The organism is Pseudomonas sp. GW821-FHT09E12 (assembly GCF_059416085.1).
This window is the reverse complement of record NZ_JBWKOM010000001.1, coordinates 499,390-521,043: the sequence shown is the minus strand read 5'-3', so window position 1 is coordinate 521,043 and position 21,654 is coordinate 499,390. Positions and strand designations below refer to the sequence as shown.

Here is a 21,654-nt window from a genome sequence, read left to right as displayed (position 1 = left end):
GAGGGCGACCCACGACAGCCTCGGCTGGAGGGATGATGCTGTGCACGCCAGGGATGGACAAGGTCTCGCCAAGTTCAAGGGCACACATCAGAACGAATCCTGTCAGAAGGAAGCCGGCCGATTTCATCATGAGGTTCATTTGGTTTTTCCTCGCACAAAATTGCTGGGCAAGTCCTCGGCGTTGGGCAGATCTTTCAGCTCGATTTTTTTGGCATTTGTCGCGTTGTTGAAGGTGAAATCATCAGGCGCAACAGCAGCGCTGCTTTTCCAGCCACTCAGTTGGATGCTGTACTGCGGACCTCCAGCAATCAGTTTTGAAGTGATGACATAACGGCAAGGGTAGGGTTGGTCGCCCTGGGCAATCCATATCTGCCAATCAATGTCTTTCTTCCTGAAAGCCAGATGATCGCATTCGACACCGCCAATCACACCACTACCCAAATCTTTAATGTCATTCACGCCTGACATCAATTGTTCTTGAGGGTTTGACATGAACAGATCTGCGCCGGGAAGCGGCCTGTTGTATTTGTCTCTTAGTACATCGAGTAGATGGTCAAGCGTGCCGGGGACTTCGATCTGCGTGTAAATGTTTTTGCTTTTTCCGATCAAGGTTAACGTCTTGCCATCAAACACCATCTCGATGTCTGCAAACCCGCTGGAGCGTGTACTCCGCAGTTTGTCAGGTCGGTGAATAACGACAGTGCCGGAGCCCGCCAAGGCAAGTCGTTGCTGATCTTTAGTGACCACTTCAAGGAGGGTGTCATAGTTGAAGGCTATGTCCTTTTGCGCTGACATATAATCGGACATGTTCTTGAGCAAGCTTTTGGCATAGGCTTCATCGGCATGCGCCGCTGTCGCGGCGCCAAATCCGACGATCAGTACAAGTCCTGCTCCAGCTAGGCGGGTTACAGAGGATTCGATTAACTTTCGGGCGATCTTTTCCACGGCAGGTCACCTGCTATAAGGAGGCCGGGTTGGCAGTGCTGATTTATAAAGTTAGCTCTATCTGCAGTGGTTCGCCGTGTATTGATCGACCATTCATCTTCCGAGCGGAGCGCCGTGTGCTGTCAGTCGGCGCTGGCGCATGTCAATGCTAGAAGCGCCAAGTGGCGCCGCCCCCGATGATGTGCAACGCGCTATTACGGTAGGTACCGGAGAGCGTGGTGCCCGAGCGTGCCTTGGTCTGTTCGACGTCCATGTCGCCTAGCCACACCAGGGTGTAGGCCAGGTGCAGATCCAATCCTTCTTCAACTTGATAGTTGACGCCGGTCGCCAGCCGCCAGGTATCGCCCATCGGGTTGTCGACGGTGCGATCCTTTTCATCCACGGCAGAGCTGTCGTAGCCCAGCCCCATGTTCCAGCGCAGTTTCGGAGTGGCCTGGTACTGCGCGCCGACGGAGGCATGCCAGGTGTCCTTGTATTTGCGGTTGACCGTGCGGTCGACGCCGCCAGCGTTGGAGTCGACTTCCACGCCAATCTCACCGAAGTCGCTCCAGTCCTGCCAGCCGAGGCTGCCGAGCAGCTTCCACTGCGGGTCGAGCCGATGCGCCACACTCAGCAGCACCGTCTGCGGCACGTTCATGTCCAGTTCCAGGGCGTCGACCTCGAGACGGCGCAGGGCGGTGTTGATAATGGGGTTGCTGACATCGCGCACCTGGGGGCTGTCCTTGAACTCCAGCTTCACCTTGCTGGTGTAGGCGAGGCCGATCTGCGTGCGTTCATCGAGTTGATAGAGCAAGCCGAGGTTGACCCCCGTCCCGACATCGGTGTCCTTGTATTCCAGTTGGCCGTCCGGGCGGTCGAGCATGCCGAGGAGGTTGTTGTCGATGGCCATCTCGGTGCGGTAGTAGCCGTATACGATGCGCGGGCCAATACCGACCGAGAGCTGGTCGGTGAACTGGTGGGCAATGGTCGGTTGAAACGACACGCCGATGACGGCGGCTTCCTGGGTGAAATAACGGCCGGCCCAATCGTCGTCATAGTCCAGGGCAAGGCCAAAGTTGCCATACATGCCAAAACCCACGGCCGAGCGCTCGTTGATCTGATGGCTGATGAAGAAGCTGGCGCCGGGCAGCCATTGCAGCGCGTTGCCCCCTTCGTTGCCATCGAACTGGTTGTTGGCGTCGCGGGAGAAACCGAGGCTGCCGAGGATCACCTGGGCGTTGGCGCTGATCTGCGTACCGGCCAATTGCGTGATGCCGGCGGGGTTGCTCATCAGCACGCTGGGATCGTCGGCCAGTGCGGCGGCGCCGGCGTTGGCCAGGCCGTTGCCTTCCTGGCCTGCCTCGTAAATCATGATGCCGCCCGCCCAACTGTTGCCACTCGATACACAGAGTGCGCAGAGCGCCAGCAGTCCATGCAGGCGTAAGGGCGAAGTACGGCGCATGTGCATCGAGTTCATGCGGCTTTCCTTGAGAGGCGTCGGGGATCACACGGCGGCAAGCGAACAGAATCGGAATAATCACGAGTCTAGATCAGGCTTGCGTTGTGTGCCTTGCAGCCGCTAGCCGGTCTGCCGTGAGGCAGAAAACCGCTTACCTGCTTTCGATCTCCGGCCTGCTGGCCAGCCATCGCCCTCATCGATCGTCCTGCCTTGAGTCATCTTTATGACCCGGGAAGCGGATTCGACGCTTTGGGGGGCAAACCGTTTCCCTCCCCAGGCGATGGCTGAGCGTGCGATTACTGCAGCGCCGGATCCCCCATGTTCATCTTCTTCCAGCCTTGCAACAGCACCTGGGCTTTCGGTTCCTGGCCGTTATCCAGGTAGTACTGGATCAACGACAGCCGCGCATTGCGGTTGGCCGGCTGTACTTTCAACAGGCGCTCCAGCTCTTCACAGGCTTCATCGACCTTGCCGCTGTCGTGCAACGCCACCGCCAGCACGTAGCCGTACTGAGCATTCTGCGGCTCCAGCGTTGCGGCTTTGCGCAGGGCAGGCATGGCCTGGGCGGTTTTACCGGCACGGATCAGCACCAAGCCTTGCGTGTGTTGCAGCAGCGCGGCATCTGGTTGTTCTTTCAGGCGCTGCGACAGCAGCGTCTGCGCCTCCTGGCCGCGTCCGTTCGCCTCCAGCCATTGCACCAGCGTCACCAGGGCCGGGTAGAAGTCCGGGTCGCGTTTGAGGGCGGTGCGCAGCAGCGCTTCGACTTCGCCATTGCGCCCGCTGGCCTGATAGAGCATCGCCAGGTTGAGGTTGGCCTCGGCCCGTTCCAGCAGGCTCTTTTGCACCGCTTCGTATTCGCCGATCGCTGCGTTCCAGCTGATCTGGGCCCCTTGCAGGCCATTGCGCGCCACACTGAGCAGATCCCGGGCGGCAACGATCCTCACTGCTTTCACCGGATCGTCCAGCAAGGGGGTCAACAGCGACACACGCTCCGGCGGCGGCAGCAGCGCGCTGATCGCCCGGACGGCGCTTTCGCGCACTTGCGGGGCCGGGTTGCTCAAGTCCCTGGTTGCCAGTTTCAACGCCTGCTCGCTTGGGTAGAGCGCCAGCTCGGCCAGCAGGGTCGCTCGCTGAATCGCCGGCAAATTGCTCCGTTGCAACTGCTCGTACAAGGCTTGCGCCGCCCCCGGCTGGCCGTTGCGAATCAGCCACAGGCTTTCGTCATAGCGTGGGGCCTGCGCGGCGCTGGCGCTGTTCCAGAGCTTGAACTGTTCGGTGACCTTGTCGCCGGCCTTGCCCTGGTGGCACGTCAGGCAGGCGTCCGGCGTACCCAGTCTTTTCGCGCGCTCGGGATTCGGAATGCTGAAACTGTGGTCATGCCTGAAGTCATTGCCCATGTAGAACTTGCCGGGCATGTGGCAATCCACGCACTGCGAGCCCGGCTGGCCCATGGTGTGGCGGGTGTGTTCGATGGAGTCGTAGTTCTTGGCTTGCAGCCCCTTGCCATCGACGCCTTCCACCGCGGTTTTGCCCGCGCTGTTGTGGCATTGCAGGCATACGCCGGAGCCCGGCGCCTTGAGTTGATTGCTGTGGGGGTTATGGCAGTTGCTGCAGCGCACGCCCTTGTCGGCCATTTTGCTCTGGGCGAAAGAGCCGTGCTCGAACACTTCATCCTTGATCTTGCCGTCCAGCGCATACAGCTCGCGGGTCAGGGGGCTGGGCAGGTAGTCGTCCATCAGCCGTTTGCCGACGATGTAGCCATCCGCCAGCGGCGCGCGGCGCGAATGGCAGCGGGCGCAGGTTTCGATCTCGACGGTGGCGTCCTTGTCCTTGAGGTCGACGGCAAAACCGGCGTGGAGCACATCCGCTTTTTTCGCCGTCCATTCCAGGTGATTGGAGGCCGGGCCATGGCATGCCTGGCAACCGACACCGAGGCTGTTCCAGTGGCTGTCGAAGGTGTTGCTGACCGCATCGAAGTCACGTTTGAAACCGGTGGTGTGGCACTCGACACACATGAAGTTGGCGTTCTGGCTCGGCTTGCTCCAATGCAACGGGTTCTTGAAGTTGACGCCCTGGCCCGGATAAAGGTGGAACCAGCGATGCTTCTCGGTATCCCAGGCCACGCCGAGCGCTTGCAGGCGACCTTCGCCCACCTCGATCAAGTACTGCTGCAACGGTGCGATACCGAAGGTGTAGGCGACTTTGTAGTCGGCGTTCTTGCCGTCGAGGCCGGGCGTGTTGACCCAGAATTCGCCGCCTTTACGCGTGAAACGGGTGGTTTCTTTTTCCGCCTTGAAGGTGACGTTATTGAAGTCGCCCAGCATCGTCTCGGCAGTGGCCTCCTGCATCGCCAATTGGTGATGGGAGCCTTGCCAGTCCTTGGCCTGCTCATTGTGGCAGCCTTGGCATTGCTGTTCGTCGACCATGGTCGCCGGGGCCATCGCCACCGGCTGCGCTTTGGCCGGCTGAGCCGCGGGCATACTGACGGTGGCGGGTTTCGGGACGGCCGGCGTACTGCTGAACAGAAACCAGCCGATGCCCGCTACAGCCAGGAGCAATACGCCGATGGTGACGGGAAACAGGTAACGCTTGATCAGGTTCGGTTGCGAATCAGGTATCAGGCTTTTTGCTTTATTTTTAGGTTTTGGCATTACGACTTCCGTGGTCCAGGTGCGTTTGCCCTAAGGCGCGCGTTCAACTTGACGCAGTTTGCCGGAGGTCCGGCGTGCAAGTGACAGTGTGATCCGACTGCTGGGCTCATTCATCCCTTTTCGGGCTGACGAACCAGCGGAAATACGGGTTGCCTCCATCCCCGCGCATCACTTCGCGCACATCCCTGGCCCAGGCATCCCGGTCACCGTCATAAGCGTGCAGGCTCGCCCGATAGAACTGCATCAAGCGTTGCCGATGGACCTTCATGCGCTCGACAAATGCCGCATCGGCATTCACCAGCACGGGCGGTTGATGCAAGTCGAGCAGGGCCGGCAGTACACGGCTGATTTCCTTGGCGCGCACCCACGGGGCGTATTCGATCCGCGGCTGGTCGTCGGTCACGGGCAGGGCATCGGCGGCAAAACGTTCCAGCCCGGCGCGATCGGTCACCCAGGTCGCCAGCAGGGCGGGCGCTGAGCCGATGCCCACATCCTGCAACGTGCTGCGCACGGTGTCCTGCTGGAAGCGCTGGCTGATTTTCGCGGCATCCAGCTCGATGGGGGCAAGCGATCCCACCAGCAGCATTTCGTGGAACTCGCTGGTCCACAGGGTGGCGTAGGGGAACACATCGAGGAAGCTGCGCACCAGCGAGCGCGAATCGTCGATGTTCTGGGTCGGCAACGGCAGCCACTGAGCGACCAGCCCCTGTTTCTCCAGGCGACTGGCGGCCAATTGGTAGAAGTCCCGGGAGTACAGGTTCACCACCCCGGCAGCGGAGGGCGGTGGCGGTTCGAGGGTGATCAGGTCGTAGTCTTGCGGGCTGCGCAGCAATTCCTGGCGGCCGTCCCGCAGGCGGATATCCACCGTCGAATCGGCGGCGTTGAAGTTGCCTTTGAACAGGGGCGCCGCCTTGACCACTGCAGGCAGCAATTCGGCGACGACGCGATGTTCCAGCCCCGGATAGCGGGTCAGGGCGCCGGCGGTAATGCCCGTGCCGAAACCGATGACCAGCGCCGAACGCGGCTCGCCGTTATGGATCAGTAGCGGCAGCAAGGCCTGCAGGCGCATGTAGCGCAGCGATGGCATGGCGTCGCCGGTGTTGGAAACGCCCTGAATGTACAAGCGCTGGAAGCTGTTCTGCCCCTTGCCCTGGGTGACGACCGCGACGGTGCCGCCGCGTCCTTCTTCGTAGAACGCCAATGTCCCTTTACGAGCGCCGGGGAGCAGGCCGGCGAGTTTGTCGATCGGAGTCAAGACGGCCACGGCCACCGAGAGCAGGCCGATGGCGACCACCGCCTGGCGCCGGCCTTTCTTCACGCCATGACCTTTGCGAACCGCGAACCAGCCAATGGCGGCGGCGACCATCGCCAGCAGTCCCAGCGTCCGGACCAGCCCCAGTAACGGCACCAGCACAAAGCCGCAGAGCATCACGCCGATAATGCCGCCCAGGGTATTGAACGCCACCACGGCGCCGACATCCCGACCGACCCGCTCGCGGCCGACGCTCAAGCGCAGCGCCAGGGGAAACGCTGCGCCCAGCAACAAGGTCGGCACGAATACGATGCTCAACGCCGCCACTGCAAACCGAGCGCTGATGCCCAGCAGATTGCTGCCGCCCATCGCCAGCACGGCCATTTCGGCCTGCGATTGCAAGAGCACCAGCCAGCGTCCGAGCAAAGCGATTTCCAGCAAGGCGATCAACCCGGCCCCGGCGATCAACACGCCGAATGCGCCCCAGGGATCGCGCAGTCGATCCACCCGCCGGGCCAGTAACGCGCTGCCGATGAACAGCCCGGTGAGGTACGTGGCCAGCACCACGGCAAAAGCGTAGGTACGGGTACTCATGAACTGCACGATGGACTGCGACCAGACCACTTCGTATCCCAGGGCCACGCCGCCGGCGATCGAATACAGCCACAAGGCGAGCCGATCCGGCGCTTTGTCCGCGGGGTGCCGGGCCGGGGCCTCTAGCGCTAGCGAGCGATGCCGCTGGAACCACAAGGCTCCCGCAGCGGCCAGCAGGTTAAAGATCGCTGCGACCAACGCGCTGCCGCGCACACCGAAGGTGGCAATCAGCACGAACGCGGCGAGCAGGGTGCCGGCAATGGCGCCGGCGGTGTTCGCGGCGTAGAGCTGGCCGCCGGCCTTGCCCAGTTGCTGCGGGTCGGTGGCCAGCGAGCGCACCAGCACCGGCAGCGTGCCGCCCATCAACAACGCAGGGAGGCCCACCAGGGCAAACGGCAGCACCCAGGCCAACAGCCCGACATGCTGTTCCAGCCAGGCGAAAGGACCCGCCGCCAGGCTCATCGCAAAGGTCGTACCGACACCCAGCACCGCGACCAGCACTTCGAGCCCCGCATAGAGCAGCACCGGTTGCCGCGAGCGATCCGCCCAGCGGCCGAAGACCAGGCCGCCCAAGGCCAGGCCCGCAAAAAACGCACTGATCCCGGTGGTAATGGCGTACACCTCGACGCCCACCACCAGCGACAGCTGTTTGATCCACAGCACCTGATACACCAGCGCCGCAGCGCCGGAAACGAACAGCAGCAGGGCAGGGACCCGCAAGGCCAGGGAGGCGGCGGAGCGGGGGGCGGGTACGGCCGATGACTTGCTGGCGTCACGTGAGGACATTGCGGATTGCCTTATGCATGTTCTAGCGAAATAAGCCGCTCGCCGGTGAAGGCGAACGACGCTCGGGCAGGGCCTGATTGGCAGCCAGTGCAGCTTTGATTTTTTCAGCATTTTTTGCATCTACCGCCGCGCGGGTCCGATCGATGCGCGCACGGATATTCGACGAAGGCGTCACCGCGGTCACCCCGCAGGCTGGCTAACCCGTTGCGCAGGCGAGTCATCTGACCGCTCCTTTATCCGGCGTCAGGCCATGGTAGTCCAGGAACGATATCGGGTCGCTCATGGGCGTTGCTTCTCGGGAACGGGGTTAAGGGGGCGCAACGCGTGAGCTGCCGGGCCCTTGCTGCGTCCGGCCAGGTTACGCAGCGCAGCCAAGCACTGCTTGAGTTGGCGCAGCGCCTGGTCCTCGCTCGGTTCACGGCCGTAACAGGCGCGAAGCACATCTGTCAGACGGGGGTCGAGGGGATTCAGTTCCAGGCCCATGCGCCGGCGTCTGGCCCAGAGGTACAAGGCACTCAATTGCGCGGGCCTGGCAGCGATTTGTGCCGGAATCTGCCGCCAGGCGTAGTCGGCGGACTGCAGCCAGGCGGCCTGCCTTGCGCGGCGCCGAGACTGCCAGGCAACGTAGGCCCGGTGTCCGAACGGGCGGGCGAAGTAGCCCAGTGCGCTTAGCGCAAACAGTAACGCTGCCAGCCCCAACCAACGCCCAGACAGATGCCGGCGGCTTTGCTGGCCGAGCTCTTTCAAGTCTTCGGCGATAGAAAAAAACGGGCGATACGTGTTGTTGGCCACAGCGTCGATGACCACGGCCGGGACTTGCGCGGTGCGGGTCTGCTGGCTGCTTGAATCCCACCATTTCAACTCGATGGGCGGCAAGCGGTGGCGGCCTTCGGTGTCGATCCGATAGGTCGCGGCGTCGATCCTCTGGCCACCGTTGAAATTGCCGCGACCGTCGTCGAGGGTGATGACCTGCGCCGCTTTCGGATAGCGGCTGAGGCCTTCGACATTGGCCAGCGCAGGCGCCGGCAGCGACATGGCCAGGGCGCCGTCGGCCTGCAAGGTCAGTTGCCGGGTGAGGCTGTCGCCCACCTTCAGCGGCGTGGCCGAAGGGATGACTTGCTGAGTCAGGCGCAGCCCTTGTGCCACCAGCACCGGTTCGCCGGGTTTGAACCCCGGTGGTTGCACGGCTCCGAAATGCAGGGGTTGGCTGCGCGCGCTTAATTCGGCGCTGGCCTGTGCCGGTCTGGCGCGCACGGTCAGTGCCGGGATGTCGAAGCCTTGAGCGAGATTTGGGCTGATTCTGTAGCGGTAGCGCATGCCGTTGAAAGCGGCGCCGTCCAACGTCTGGTTAATGTGCTGGGCGCGGCTGTCTGGCGGTGAAACCAGCGCACCGGGCAGCTTCAGGTCGGGCAGCACAGGGGCATCGGTAAACCAGCTGTCGGTGAGGACATCGAGTTGCAGCTCGAGAATGCCGCCGACCATGACCGGGCCGGCAGGTTGCAGTCTGGCCTGGATCCGCAGTTGGGGCTCGGCGGCCAGCGCGGTGGTGGCGAGCAGGCAGAGGCATAGGGCGCCGATTCTATTAGCGATGGCAGCGCCGCCATTGTGGGCTCGCTCTAGCAGGCCGTTCATGGCTGGCTCCCTGCCTGATCCTGCAAGCTGAACTTCTGCTTCAGGAATTTCGCCGGCGACGTGCTCAGGTTCTGTAACCACTGCTCATCCGAAGCCGCTTGCGCGGTTTCCAGAGGTTTGCTCTGCCCCTTGCCCGGCGCCTTGTCCATTTTGACTTCGTCGGGTTTGACCTGGGGCGCGTTCTGTTCGGCGCTTTCGGTGTCTTTCTGCAACGCAATCGCCAACGCCAGATTGGCGGTCGCTTCCGGGAACTGCGGTTGTAGCTTCAGTGCCTGGGTATAGGCGGCAATCGCTTCATCGAACTTGAAGCGGCGCACCTGAATATTGCCCAGGTAGAAATACGCCTGGGGTGTTTGCAGTCGCGCAAAACTGGCCAGCGCCACGTCGAAATCGGCGGCGTGGTAGGCGGCAATGCCTTTCCAGTACGGATCGACAAAACGGGCGGCGGCCTGGGGGAAACGCTCATGCTCGAATGCCCAACGGCCTTGCTGGTCCGGGGTGAAGAAAGCATCGATCAGGGCGTTGGCTTCAGCCGGTGCCGGTTGCAGTCCGATGCCCAGGGCCAGCACCCAACCCGCTGCCCAGTTCAGGCTCCAGCCCTTGCGCACCCCGAAGAAAGCGATCAGCAGCAGCGGCCAGCACAGCCAGTATCCGGCGTCTTTCCAGTGCAGTTCCTGTTCCGCGCCGGCACGCTGGAAATGCCGTTGGGCGTGCAATTCGATCCAGTCCAGATCGTCGGCGTTGAGGGTCAGGCTGCCCAATGGCGCATCCACGGCCGAGGCCAGTTGCTTGAGCGCGGCCTGGTCGAAACTGCCGAGCGCGGGGCGACCGTTGCTGTCGGTGCGCGGCTGGCCGCTGGCGTCATGAATGATGCCGCCGTCCTCACTGCCCACCGCCAGAATCAGCACTTGCAGCGCGCTGTCGTCCAGTTGCTTGTCCAGGGCGTCGAGTTGGGACGTGTCGGCGCCGTCAGTGATCAGCAAGAGCGTGCCCGGACTTTTCTCGGCGGCCAGCAGGCGTTTGGCTTGCTCGATGACGGCGCCCACGTTTTTTCCCCGGCTGGCGATCAGGTCGGTGCTCAGCGCCTGAATAAAGGTGTCGAGCAGAGCCGGGTCGTCGGTCGGCGGCAACACCAGGTGGGCGCTGCCGGCGTAAGCGATCAAGCCGCTATGGGCGCCGGGCCGGCGTTGGATCAGCTCATGCAGCTTGTGTTTGGCGGCCTCCAGCCGGCTGGGCGCTACGTCGTTGGCGTCCATGGATGGCGACAGGTCGATGGCGATGATCAACGGTGCCCGGTTTTCCAGAAAATCCGGGCGGTCCTGTTCCCAGGTCGGGCCGGCAGCGGCAATGGCGCCCAGGACCCACAACGCGCAGATCAGGTGCACGGGCCGAAAGCGCTGGCGGTCCTGTGGCGTAATCAGCAAATAGGGCAATAAATGCCCGGCGATGAGGCTGCGTAAACGCCGTTGCACATCCCGATGGCGGTGCCAGAGCCACGGCAGCAGCGCGCCGAAAGGCACCAGCAACAGCCATAGCGGACGCAGGAAATGGAAGTCGCCGAAGTTGATCTCCATCTCAGGCCTCCGGTTGACGCGCGAGCGTCAGGCGCGAACGGAGCAGGGCGCACACATGGAAGAGCGCAAGCAAACCGATCGCCGCGCCCAGCGGCCACCAGAACAAATCTTTCTTGGGCCGGTGGCTGAGCGTTTTCACTTGATGCGGGGTGAGCTGGTCGAGGGCGCTGTAAACCTGATCCAGTGCGCTGCGGTCTTCGGCGCGGAAGAACTGGCCGCCGGTGGCCTGGGCGATTTGCTGCAAACCTTGCAGGTTGACTTTGGCTTCGCCTTCGGCGCCAGGGTCGCCGATGCCGATGGTATGGATCACCACGCCTCTGGCGGCGGCCATCGACGCGGCGTGATCCGGCGTGATCGCGCTGCTGGTGTCGTTGCCGTCAGTCAGCAGGATCAGCACTTTTTCCTGTTCGCGGGCCTGCTCGAACAGCTTCAGGCTCAGGCCGATGGCGTCGCCAATCGCCGTGTTGGGGCCGGCCATGCCGATGCCGGTCTCGTCCAGCAACAACGACAGGCTGGCGTGATCCAGCGTCAGCGGTGCCTGCGGATAGGCGCCGCTGCCGAAGACGATCAGGCCCAGGCGATCGTCTTTGCGTTTGTCGATGAAACCCTGCACCACCTCCTTGACCGCCGCCAGACGATTGATTTTCTGGCCGTTGGCATCCGTGAAATCGCTGGTTTCCATTGACTGGGAAATGTCGAGGGCCAGCATCAGGTCGCGCACCGGCTTCTGCCGCTCGATGGGGTTCTCCAGCCACACTGGGCGGGCGGCGGCGAGCAGCAACAGCACCCAGATCGACAGGTTCAATAACAGCTGCCAGCGATTGCTGCGCGTACCGGCCTGGCTCGGCGCCTGGCCCACCGCACGGCTCATGGCGTCGAAAAACGGCACGCGTAAGGCGCTGCGGGCTTCGCGATAATCGGGCAGGAAGCGGTAGCCGAGCCAGGGCAGCGGTAACAGGAGCAACAGCCACGGGTAATCAAACTGCCACATGGTGCCGCTCCACCCAGCGTTTGCAGGTGTCGAACAACTGCTGGCACTGTTCGTCGGGTAATGCCCGTAGCGTCGCGTCCGGCGCATAAGCCAGTTGCGCCAGTTGCCGGCTGAAGTCGGCAGGCAACGGCTGCGGGCTGTGGCGTACCAGAAAGGCCTGCCAATCCTTGTTCCCAAGCGCGCCGATGTGACCTTGCGGGAGCGAGGAGCAGGGCATCGACAGGGCTACACGTTTGAGCAGTTCCGGAAGTTCACGCAAAGCGCTGACCCGGTCGTCGGCGCTTTGCAGTTCGGCAAGGCGCGCCAATGCCTCCCGCCGATAGCGATCGCGTCGCCACTGCCAATACCGTCGTGCGCTGGCCAGCAACGCAGTCACGACCAGCATCCCGAGCAACACCGCCCAACCCCACGTCTGCGGCGCATAACCGACCGGGGCGGGCAGGCCGATCTCCTGGAGTTGTTCAATGCCCGGGACATTCGGGTTCATCGCCGGGCCCCGCCGAGCTTGCCCAGTTCGGCGCGCAATTGTTCGTGCGCCTCGGTAGCGGTGTTGAACATCATCAGCGGCACCTGGCTGCTGCGCAGCAGCGTCGCGACATCCTTGAGCCGACCGCTGAGAAAATCCCCCAGCGGCTGATGGACGCTGCGGTGCTCGACGGCCAGTTCCACCTGCAATTGGCCTTGAGTCACCAGCACCCGCCCATTCTGCGGCAGGTTCAGCGCCAAGGGGTCGTACACCTGCATCGCAATCACATCATTGTGGGCCGCCAACTGGCGCATCAGTTGCAAGGTGCGTTCGCCCGCGCCGGCAAAGTCGCTGACGATGCAAATCAGATGATCGTGCCCGGCCACCGCCAGGCAATGCTGCAAGACCTTGTCGAGCTGGTCTTCACCTTCGGCGTCCGGATTGGCCGCGTGCAGTGCCCGATTCTGCTCGGTGATGCGACTGCACAGGGCCTCGATCCGTTTACGGCTGCGCAACGGGGCGATGCTGTCGATGCGCTGGTCGTTGAACACCAGGCCGCCGACCCGGTCGCCCGCGTGGAACACCATCCACGCCGCCAATGCGCCCAGTTCGGCGGCGATGGCGGATTTGAAGCTGCGCTGCGAACCAAAGAACATCGACATCCGCTGGTCGACCAGTATCAACGCTGGACGGTCGCGCTCCTCGGTAAAGGTTCGCACCACCGGTTTGCCGGTACGCAGCGACGCGCGCCAGTCCAGATGGCGCAGATCGTCCCCCGGCTGATAGCGGCGCAGCTCATCGAAGTTCAATCCGCGGCCGCGCAGGCGCGAAGCGTGGTTGCCGGCCAGGATGCTGCCGTGCGGCTGACGAGCGAGAAAGCTCAGGTCACGCGCCTTGAACTCCAGCGCCATCAATTGCGCCAGACAGACATGGACCCGGCCATCCGCGTTCATGCCGGAATCGCGACTCTATCGAGCAGTCGGTCCAGCACCTGGTCGGCGGTGACCCCGTCAGCCACTGCGTCATAACTCAGTTGCAGACGATGGCGCAGCACCGGATGCACCACGGCGCGAACATTGTCCGGGGAGACAAAGTCCTGCCCCAGCAGCCAGGCGTCGGCCCGGGCGCAACGGTCCAGGCCGATACCCCCACGCGGGCTGGCGCCGATGGCGATCCAGCGCCCGAGATCGGCGTCGTAGTCCGCCGGGTGGCGCGTGGCGTTGATCAAGTCGATGAGGTAGCGGTCGATGGCGGGGGATACGTGCACCGTCCTGACTTCCTGGCGCGCGGCGAAAATCACCTCCTGCGACAGCGCTGGACCCTGCATCGGGACCGTCTTGGCGCCCAAGGCAAATTCTTCTTCACGCAACAACTGCAGCACCCGGCTCTCGTTTTCCACGCTCGGATAATCGAGCAGGACTTTCATCAGAAAACGATCCATCTGCGCTTCCGGCAGCGGGTAAGTGCCTTCCTGTTCTATCGGGTTCTGTGTCGCCACCACGATAAACAATTCCGGCAACGCATGGCTGTTGCCGGCCACGGTGATCTGCCGTTCTTCCATGGCTTCGAGCAATGCCGCTTGCACTTTGGCCGGCGCCCGGTTGATTTCGTCCGCCAGAATCAGGTTGCCGAACAGGGGGCCGGGCTGGAACCGGATCTCGTTCTTGCCATCGATCTGGTGCAGCACCTCGGCGCCAGTGATGTCCGATGGCAGCAGATCGGGAGTGAACTGGATACGGCTCATCTTCGCATCCAGGCGCTTTGCCAACGCCTTGACCGTGCGGGTCTTGGCCAGGCCGGGCAGGCTTTCCAAGAGTAAGTGGCCGTTGGCCAGGAGGCCGAGCAGAATCTGCCGGATCACCTGATCCTGGCCGAGAACCGCTTCGGCGACGTTAGCTTGCAGGACATTGAAGTTGTTGAGTTCAGTCACTGGGAGCATCCGTTTTCAAAAAGCTGACTCAATACATGAACAGACAGTAGTCGATGAAACGAAGGATACATTACCGTCGCACTGGCAATATTTCGCATTTATTTCACCGCCCAAAAAATATTTCATCACTGATATATGGGGGCGCAAATTCATCAGCGCGATGCCCAATAGCCTCTTGGAATAGCGCAGTGGCTTCGGGCACGATTGGGGCGGCCCTGTTCGTCGCCGGCGGCGCCTGTCTGAATTAGCTCCTACTTCGTACAAGATAGCAATAAAGTGATCAGCGATATCAATACTCGCGGATCAGTTTCACCCGCAGCGGAGTGCCACCAGATTCAGCGAGTACAGGTTGTACTCGCCCTCAGTAGTCGCTGAATTGCCTCGTGTTGCATTGGTCGAGCTCTGGTTTGAGTCCGACCATATAATGAGGGCCTTCCACAGGTTCGATGGCGGAACTCAGCCAGGTACTGCAAATACCGCCTCGATCTCGATATTGACCTCTGGCGAGAACAATCCGGCCACCCTCACCAGCGAGCTGGCCGGGTAGGCACCGTCATAGTTTTTCGACAGGACTTCACGCAATGCGCCGACTTCGTCCATCGAGGTCACGAAGATGGTCACCTTGATAAGGTCGCGCATGCCGATCCCCTCGGCCTGGGTGACGCGCTTGACCTGTTCGAATATGGCTTCGGCCTGCCTGGTGATGTCCTTGCCCTGGGCCGGCGTACCGAAGGCTGTCATGCCGGACAGGTACAGGGTGCCGTTGTGACGAACCGAAACGGAGTAGGGGCCGGCCGGTTCGGGCAGGGTGGGATAGTTTTTTCGGGTGACCACTGAGGTTTCTCCATTAGCGGAAATGGGGCTATCTGCCGCCGATGCGGGCAGAGCATTGACCAAGCCTGCCAACACACAGGCAACTGCAAGAGCTTTCATAACGCTACTTCTCCTTCCACAAAAAATGCTGCTTCAGCTGGGCTGCCAGCCTCCGCCAAGAGCCGATAGCAGGCGACTCATGTTTTGCCCTCCCAAAACACCTTCTTCATGGCGGCGCGCCGTTGGGTGCGTTTTTCCACCAGGCGACGCAGCCATACATAGAAGACCGGGGTCAGGAGCAGGCCGAAGAAGGTGACACCGACCATCCCCGAGAACACCGCGACTCCCATGGCCCGGCGCATCTCGGCGCCGGCACCGGAGGACAACACCAAAGGCACCACGCCCATGATGAAGGCGATGGATGTCATCAGAATCGGGCGTAACCGCAGATGGCAGGCCTTTAGCACTGCGCTGACGCAATCCAGGCCCTGCTGCTGTTTCTCCCGGGCAAACTCCACCAGCAGGATGGCGTTCTTGCACGCGAGCCCTGCCAATACGATCAGGCTGATCTGGGTGAAGATGTTGTTGTCCCCGCCGCTGAGCAGCACCCCGGCGATGGCTGACAGCAGGGTCATCGGAACGATCAGCACCACCGCCAGCGGCAGGCTCCAGCTCTCGTACTGCGCGGCCAGCACCAGGAACGCCAGCAGCACACACAAGGGGAAAACCAGCAGGGCGGTATTGCCGGCGAGAATCTGCTGGTAGGTCAGTTCGGTCCACTCATAGGCCATGCCGTTGGGCAGTTCCTGCTGCAACAGCCGCTCCATGGCTGCCTGGGCCTGGCCGGAGCTGTACCCCGGAGCCGGACTGCCGTTGATCTCGGCGGACAGGAAGCCGTTGTAATGCATCACTCGGTCGGGACCGGCCGACTCCCGTATCCGGACGAAGGACGACAACGCAATGAGGTCGCCCTGCCGGTTGCGTACTTTCAGCCTGCCGATCTGCTCCGGCGCCACGCGGTATGCCTGCTCGGCCTGGACATTGACGTGGTAGGTCCGCCCGAAGCGGTTGAAGTCGTTGGCGTACATCGAGCCCAGGTAGACCTGCAGGGTGTCGAAGATTTCGTCGATCGCCACCCCATGGACCTTTGCCTTGTCCCGATCGATATCCGCGTCGATCTGCGGGACGTTCACCTGGTAGCTGGAGAAGACGCCGGCCAGTTCGGGTAGCGCCCTGGCTTTGTCCACCAGCGACTGAATCTGCTGGTAGAGCGCTTCATCCCCCAGGCTGCCGCGGTCCTCGATCTGTACCCGAAAGCCCCCGATAGAGCCCAGGCTTTCCACTGGCGGTGGGGGAACCACCATCACGAAGGCCTCCTGGATCCGGCCATATTCAGCGGCCAAGGCCTGGGCGATGGCGGTGTCGGACATCGAGGCGTCCTTGCGTTCATCGAAGGATTTGAGCGGGATGAACATGAGCCCCGCGCTCACGCTATTGACGAAACCGTTGATGGACAGGCCGCTGAAACTCACGGTATTGGCCACCCCCGGATGCTTCAGGGCAAGCTCGGACATCTTCAGGATGACGGCCTCGGTACGGTCCAGGCTGGCGCCTTCGGGCAACTGGGCAAAGGCGACCAGGTACTGTTTGTCCTGTTGAGGGATGAAGCCTGTGGGGGGGTTCTCCAGCCCCAGATAGGCCAGTCCCACCAGGCCGACATACAACATCAGGACGATGGCGCCCGCTCGCAGCAGTCGCGTGGCGAGGCTGACATAGCCCGCACTTGCCCGTTGGAACAGTCGGTTGAACGGAGCGAACAGCCAGCCCCCGAACAGTCGGTCGATCAGCTTCGACAGACGATCCTTGGGTGCGTCCTTGCCTTTGAGCAGTATCGCGGCCAGGGCGGGCGACAAGGTCAACGAGTTGAACGCCGAGATCACCGTCGATATCGCGATGGTGAGCGCGAATTGCCGGTAGAACTGCCCGGTGAGGCCGGAGATGAAAGCGCTCGGAATGAACACCGCGCATAGAACCAGGGCGGTGGCGATGACTGGGCCGGTCACTTCCTTCATCGCCTGGCGGGTCGCTTCTACCGGCGACTTGCCCATGTCGATGTTGCGTTCGACGTTCTCCACCACGACGATGGCGTCGTCGACCACGATACCGATAGCCAGCACCAGGCCGAACAGCGATAGCGCGTTGATGGAAAAGCCCAGCAGTTGCATGACCGCGAGCGTGCCGATCAGGGACACTGGCACTGCGGCTAGCGGAATGATCGACGCGCGCCATGTCTGCAGAAAGAGGATGACCACCAGCACGACGAGCGCGACGGCCTCCAGCAGCGTATACACCACCGCGGTGATGGAGCTGCGCACGAAGATGGTGGGGTCGTAGCCGATCGAGTGTTCGACGCCTGGTGGGAAGTCTTGAGCGAGCTCGCTCATCCGCTTGCGAATCCGGTCGGACAGCTCGATGGCGTTAGCATCCGCGTCCTGGAAAATCTGCAAGGCGGTGGAGGGGCGACCGTCGAGGTGCGCGCGCAGGGCGTACTGGCTCGAGCCCAGTTCGATGCGCGCGACGTCGCGCAGGCGGACGATTTCGCCGCGCTCGCCGACATGCACGATGATACGCTCGAACTCGTCCTCGTCGACCAGCCGGCCTCGGGCGTTAATGAGCAACTGGAAGGCGTTGTCGCTGGCGTTTGGCGGTGCGCCGAGCGAGCCGACGGCGACCTCCCGGTTCTGCTCGCGGATGGCGCGTATCACATCCGTCGCGGCCAGATTGTAGGAAGCCACCTTGTCCGGATCCAGCCAGACCCGCAGGGCATAATCGCCCATCCCCAGCAGGCGGATGTCGCTGACACCCTCGATCTTGTACAGCTCGTCGATGACGTGAATGGTCAGGTAGTTGGCAAGATAGGTCGGGTCGTACTGGCCGCTCGGCGAATACAGGTGAACGACTTGGGCCAGTGCCGGCGACGTCTTGTCGACTGTCACGCCCAGCCGCTGGACATCGGGAGGCAGCTGGGTGGTCGCGCGGGTGACCCGGCTCTGCACCTGGACCAGCGCGGCATTGAGGTCCGTGCCCAGCGCGAAGGTCAGGGTCAGGGTCATCGAGCCGTCCGAGGTCGACTGGGAGGACATGTAGAGCATGTTCTCCACGCCGGTGATTGCCTGTTCCAGCGGTGAGGCTACGGTCTTGCCGAGCACGTCGGGGTTCGCGCCCGGAAATTGTGCCCGCACCACAATAGTGGGCGGCACGACTTCCGGATACTCACTGACCGGCAACTGGAACAGAGAGACGATTCCGCCGATCAGAATGAGCAGCGACAGGACGATGGCGAAGATCGGGCGTCGCACAAAGAACTGCGAGATGTTCATGGCGATGTCCTCCGCTCCGGGCCTTGTTGTGCGACAGGCGTCGGTTCGGTAGAGGCATTCAGCCGCGTCAAACGGGCCAGCACCTCAGCGGTCGCCATGGCCACCGCTTCCGGTGTAACTCTGGCACCGGGACGGGCATGCTGCAGGCCATTGACCACGATGCGGTCTCCTGCCTTCAGGCCCTTGCGGATCACGCGCAGGCCTTCGACCTTGGGGCCAAGCTGGACGGCGCGATAGCTCACCACCGCATCTTTGCCCAGCACCAGTACGAAGCGATTGCCCAGGTCGGTGCCAATCGCTTCGTCTCGGACCAGGGTGGCGGGGTAGCGGTCGCTGGCGGGTAATTGCAGGCGAACGTAGAGCCCGGGGGTCAGCTCGTTTTCGCCGTTGTCGATGACAGCACGTGCCTGCAGGGTACCGGTACGTGGATTGACTTGGTTGTCGAGGAAGTCCAGGCGACCTTCATACGCGGGTCGTTCGTCGGTACTCAGTGCCAAATGCACCGGCACACGGGAAGGGGAGAAGGCCTTTTCGCTTCGTATGCGGCGAATCTGCTTCAGGTAGGTGGCTTCGTCGATATCGAAGTACGCATAGAGCTCCTTCGTGCCCACCAGCGTGGTGAGCAGTGTGGCCCCCTCATTGACCAGGTTCCCGGCGGTCACCTGCGCGCGACCGATGCGGCCGTCGATGGGCGCCGTGATGCGAGTGAAGCTCAGATTCAGGCGCGCGGCGTCGAGTTGGGCGCGGATCGCCGCAACGGCGGAACTGGCTTCGTGGTACGCCGTCTTGCGTGCGTCAGCCAGCTCGGCGGAAATCGCCTGGTTGGCCCTCAGCTTCTCGCCGCGCTGGGCTTCACTGGCGGCGCGGGTCTGTTTGGCGCGGGCCTGCTGAAGTTGTGCGTCGAGGCGATTGACCTCCGCCTGCAAGGGCCTGGGGTCGATCTGGAACAACAGCTCGCCTTTCTTGACGAGCGAGCCGTCTCGAAACAGCACTCGGTCGATATGCCCGGAGACCCGTGGCCGTAGATCGACTGACTCCGGGGCTTGAAGCCTGCCCGAGAATTCGTCCCAATCGGCGAGGGACTGGACGACGACCTCCGCGACGCTGACGACGGGGAGGGGTTGTTCCGTACTCGCTCCCTGGTTGGGCTGGCCGCAGGCGCTCAGCGTGCTGACGGCGACCAGCGCCAAGGCGTGCTTGAGGCTGTTGGAACTGGAGGTGCGCATGATTGACTCCCAAAGATGGTTCACCTGGCCTTGACGGCGGCGTCAGAGCGACTGGGCCCAAGCGCCTGGTTGCTTTGCCAGCCAGCTGTCATGCAGCCATTTCTCGGTCTGGCGCTTGCCGGGGAAGGTGATCCAGACGATGTCGCGTTCGAACACCATGGGCTTCCCGTCGCTGCCGACGATGATCCAGAACCAGCGACCGTCGGCCAGATTGCGTGCCTTCACTTTCATGCCGCTCAAGGTCACGACCTCTTCGTGGCCGTCGCGCGTAACCTTCAACGGTTCATCGTGGGGTTCGATCCAGCTGATCTTCATACGCTCGATCAGGTCGGGGGCATGCTGCTCGAGAAACAGCCTGGCAATTTCCTCGGAGCGTTCGCGCGACGGCAGTGGCTTGCCGACCAGGTCCAGCGACATATTGGCGAAGCCCTTGAGCACGCCGGTGTCCGAAACCACGGTGCTGAAGTGTTCGCCATCCAGTCCTGAGTTGCGGCCATCGCTGCGCACGTAGCGGGTGAGTAGCGCTTGCTCGCCGTCGACAGTCACCTGGCGACGAGCGGACTCCTGGTAGATGGAAGGCACTGCGATCGGGCGGGTGGCGGGCTGGTTCATGGCAGGTTTCTCCTTGGGCGAATCGGTGTTTGCGGTGGCAGTGATCGCTGCCAGAGCCATGGCGAGGGCAATGCTTGCGGTGCGAACCGGCGAGTTCATGGAAGGCTCCTTTCGAGTGGTTGACTGCCAGGCGTGGCAGGGGCTGCGGGCTGTACAGCTGGCCATGATTGGGGCTCGCCTTGAACGAAGAGCAGTGCCACCAGGCCTATCAGAATCAGCGTCATGTGCACCGATTGAATGGCGCCCTGCTTCAGCCAGTAGCCGAACCACAGGCCTCCGCAGATGAAGCCGAACCACAGCAACAGGAAGCAGGTCAGGGCGACGACGGCGCGGTTGCGGGCGACGTCCAGCGCGGTACGACTGCCCAGGCGCCAAGCCTTGGCGTAGGCGAATGCCGCATACCAGAGCAGCATCGAAACGACGATCTGGATGCCTGCCACCGCGTACAGCGCTGTTTCGGCCCAGTGCGCTGGCCAGGCGCGCCAGCGTAGGGCCGCGCCCAGCAGTTCCTCTTCTTCCAGCAACGCCATGGAAAGCGTGTTGCCGATATGGAAACGGTTGGTTTCCGGGTCGGTGAGGTTGTTGAGTACGGCGATGCTCAACCAGAGGGCAAGGCTGGCCACCACCGCCAGGCGGCTGAAAGAGAACGGGTGAAACGACATCATGGTTCTCCTCGATGCAGGGACGCGTCGGGGTAGAGGATGGGCCAGTCACGTTGCTCCGCATGCCTGACCAGGGCCGGGTCGCCCGCCACTACCGTAGGATTCCCGACGCTCATCAGGAGGGGGAGGTCCGTCAGGTGATCGCCGTACCCATAGCAGTCGGCTGGATCGACGCTGAGCGTATCCATCAGGCGCAAGGCAGCTTGCTGTTTGCCCAGGCCAATGGTTTGCGGCGGGATGAGCTGGCCCGTAAAGCGCCCATCGCGCGTTTCCAGCCGATTTGCCAGGACATGGGGCACACCCAGCTCCGCTGCCAGTGGAGCCAGAAACTCCACGGCCGAACCCGAAACGAAGGCGACGATGTCTCCGTTGCCCTGGTGCTCCTGAAGTGCCCGCAGAACTGGAAGGATGAAGAATTCCGAGCGCGCCCTTTCCTGTACGTACCAGGCCAGGGCCGCCTCGGCCACCAGGTCGGGCTGGTGATCGCGGAAGTCTTCGTAGAACAGCGTGTTGATGGCAGAGCGATCGAAACCTTTCCTGACGTACTCATCGATACGTTTGGCAGCGGCAACTTCCGCCTCACCGCCACGTTCCTCTCCCCATAGCCAGCGAAAGTAGAACGCTCGGAAACTGAACATGCTCTTGAGATCGATGAGGGTTTCATCGACGTCGAAGAAAGCGATTCTTCGTGCTGTCATTACG

The 21,654-nt window shown here is 62.5% G+C and carries 16 protein-coding genes; all 16 read right to left on the bottom strand.

The window, feature by feature from the left end; all coding sequences use genetic code 11:
- Positions 1–135: 135 nt before the first annotated feature.
- Entirely contained in the window at positions 136–945 is an 810-nt protein-coding gene (locus AC07PQ_RS02395) for a DUF2092 domain-containing protein (protein WP_007924401.1), read from the bottom strand.
- A 148-nt stretch (positions 946–1,093) separates the two neighbouring features.
- Positions 1,094–2,401 carry an OmpP1/FadL family transporter gene (locus AC07PQ_RS02390; protein WP_007924400.1) on the bottom strand — a complete coding sequence of 436 codons (1,308 nt, stop codon included), beginning with the start codon at positions 2,399–2,401 and terminating at the stop codon, positions 1,094–1,096.
- A 278-nt stretch (positions 2,402–2,679) separates the two neighbouring features.
- Positions 2,680–5,034 (bottom strand): tetratricopeptide repeat protein, encoded by a 2,355-nt coding sequence (locus AC07PQ_RS02385; RefSeq protein WP_493184559.1) that lies wholly within the window; start codon positions 5,032–5,034, stop codon positions 2,680–2,682.
- A gap of 106 nt (positions 5,035–5,140) precedes the next feature.
- Positions 5,141–7,666: a fused MFS/spermidine synthase gene (locus AC07PQ_RS02380; protein WP_493184560.1), complete on the bottom strand. Its 2,526-nt coding sequence runs from the start codon at positions 7,664–7,666 to the stop codon at positions 5,141–5,143.
- A 279-nt stretch (positions 7,667–7,945) separates the two neighbouring features.
- Entirely contained in the window at positions 7,946–9,298 is a 1,353-nt protein-coding gene (locus AC07PQ_RS02375; RefSeq protein ID WP_493184561.1) for a BatD family protein, read from the bottom strand.
- Entirely contained in the window at positions 9,295–10,872 is a 1,578-nt protein-coding gene (locus AC07PQ_RS02370) for a vWA domain-containing protein (RefSeq protein WP_493184562.1), read from the bottom strand. The genes AC07PQ_RS02375 and AC07PQ_RS02370 overlap by 4 nt, the downstream gene beginning before the upstream one ends.
- Before the next feature lies 1 nt (position 10,873).
- Complete coding sequence (locus tag AC07PQ_RS02365; RefSeq protein ID WP_007924393.1) at positions 10,874–11,863, bottom strand: vWA domain-containing protein; 990 nt, start codon at positions 11,861–11,863, stop codon at positions 10,874–10,876.
- Entirely contained in the window at positions 11,850–12,350 is a 501-nt protein-coding gene (locus AC07PQ_RS02360; protein ID WP_007924391.1) for a DUF4381 domain-containing protein, read from the bottom strand. Before AC07PQ_RS02360 ends, AC07PQ_RS02365 begins: the two co-directional genes overlap by 14 nt.
- Positions 12,347–13,282 carry a DUF58 domain-containing protein gene (locus AC07PQ_RS02355; protein WP_493184563.1) on the bottom strand — a complete coding sequence of 312 codons (936 nt, stop codon included), beginning with the start codon at positions 13,280–13,282 and terminating at the stop codon, positions 12,347–12,349. Before AC07PQ_RS02355 ends, AC07PQ_RS02360 begins: the two co-directional genes overlap by 4 nt.
- On the bottom strand, positions 13,279–14,268 hold the full coding sequence (locus AC07PQ_RS02350; protein ID WP_007924387.1) for an AAA family ATPase: 990 nt from the start codon (positions 14,266–14,268) through the stop codon (positions 13,279–13,281). The genes AC07PQ_RS02355 and AC07PQ_RS02350 overlap by 4 nt, the downstream gene beginning before the upstream one ends.
- 447 nt (positions 14,269–14,715) lie before the next feature.
- Entirely contained in the window at positions 14,716–15,093 is a 378-nt protein-coding gene (locus AC07PQ_RS02345; RefSeq protein WP_493184564.1) for a RidA family protein, read from the bottom strand.
- Positions 15,094–15,269: 176 nt separating this feature from the next.
- A complete protein-coding gene (locus AC07PQ_RS02340; RefSeq protein ID WP_493184565.1) occupies positions 15,270–18,452 on the bottom strand; it encodes an efflux RND transporter permease subunit in 3,183 nt (1,060 codons plus the stop codon).
- Positions 18,449–19,678, bottom strand: a complete 1,230-nt coding sequence (locus tag AC07PQ_RS02335) for an efflux RND transporter periplasmic adaptor subunit (protein WP_493184566.1) — start codon at positions 19,676–19,678, stop codon at positions 18,449–18,451. The genes AC07PQ_RS02340 and AC07PQ_RS02335 overlap by 4 nt, the downstream gene beginning before the upstream one ends.
- A gap of 42 nt (positions 19,679–19,720) precedes the next feature.
- Entirely contained in the window at positions 19,721–20,389 is a 669-nt protein-coding gene (locus tag AC07PQ_RS02330) for a hypothetical protein (protein ID WP_493184567.1), read from the bottom strand.
- Entirely contained in the window at positions 20,386–20,952 is a 567-nt protein-coding gene (locus tag AC07PQ_RS02325) for a DUF2165 family protein (RefSeq protein WP_493184568.1), read from the bottom strand. The genes AC07PQ_RS02330 and AC07PQ_RS02325 overlap by 4 nt, the downstream gene beginning before the upstream one ends.
- A complete protein-coding gene (locus tag AC07PQ_RS02320; RefSeq protein WP_493184569.1) occupies positions 20,952–21,650 on the bottom strand; it encodes an HAD family hydrolase in 699 nt (232 codons plus the stop codon). Before AC07PQ_RS02320 ends, AC07PQ_RS02325 begins: the two co-directional genes overlap by 1 nt.
- Positions 21,651–21,654 lie beyond the last annotated feature (4 nt).

Bases quoted from the DNA above. Each gene is read 5' to 3' on its own strand.
- AC07PQ_RS02340 (WP_493184565.1), bottom strand. From the start codon at position 18,452: ATGAACATCTCGCAGTTCTTTGTGCGACGCCCGATCTTCGCCATCGTC.
- AC07PQ_RS02325 (WP_493184568.1), bottom strand. From the start codon at position 20,952: ATGTCGTTTCACCCGTTCTCTTTCAGCCGCCTGGCGGTGGTGGCCAGC.
- AC07PQ_RS02355 (WP_493184563.1), bottom strand. From the start codon at position 13,282: ATGAACGCGGATGGCCGGGTCCATGTCTGTCTGGCGCAATTGATGGCG.
- AC07PQ_RS02350 (WP_007924387.1), bottom strand. From the start codon at position 14,268: ATGCTCCCAGTGACTGAACTCAACAACTTCAATGTCCTGCAAGCTAAC.
- AC07PQ_RS02330 (WP_493184567.1), bottom strand. From the start codon at position 20,389: ATGAACTCGCCGGTTCGCACCGCAAGCATTGCCCTCGCCATGGCTCTG.
- AC07PQ_RS02360 (WP_007924391.1), bottom strand. From the start codon at position 12,350: ATGAACCCGAATGTCCCGGGCATTGAACAACTCCAGGAGATCGGCCTG.
- AC07PQ_RS02335 (WP_493184566.1), bottom strand. From the start codon at position 19,678: ATGCGCACCTCCAGTTCCAACAGCCTCAAGCACGCCTTGGCGCTGGTC.
- AC07PQ_RS02320 (WP_493184569.1), bottom strand. From the start codon at position 21,650: ATGACAGCACGAAGAATCGCTTTCTTCGACGTCGATGAAACCCTCATC.
- AC07PQ_RS02365 (WP_007924393.1), bottom strand. From the start codon at position 11,863: ATGTGGCAGTTTGATTACCCGTGGCTGTTGCTCCTGTTACCGCTGCCC.
- AC07PQ_RS02380 (WP_493184560.1), bottom strand. From the start codon at position 7,666: ATGTCCTCACGTGACGCCAGCAAGTCATCGGCCGTACCCGCCCCCCGC.
- AC07PQ_RS02370 (WP_493184562.1), bottom strand. From the start codon at position 10,872: ATGGAGATCAACTTCGGCGACTTCCATTTCCTGCGTCCGCTATGGCTG.
- AC07PQ_RS02390 (WP_007924400.1), bottom strand. From the start codon at position 2,401: ATGAACTCGATGCACATGCGCCGTACTTCGCCCTTACGCCTGCATGGA.
- AC07PQ_RS02385 (WP_493184559.1), bottom strand. From the start codon at position 5,034: ATGCCAAAACCTAAAAATAAAGCAAAAAGCCTGATACCTGATTCGCAA.
- AC07PQ_RS02375 (WP_493184561.1), bottom strand. From the start codon at position 9,298: ATGAACGGCCTGCTAGAGCGAGCCCACAATGGCGGCGCTGCCATCGCT.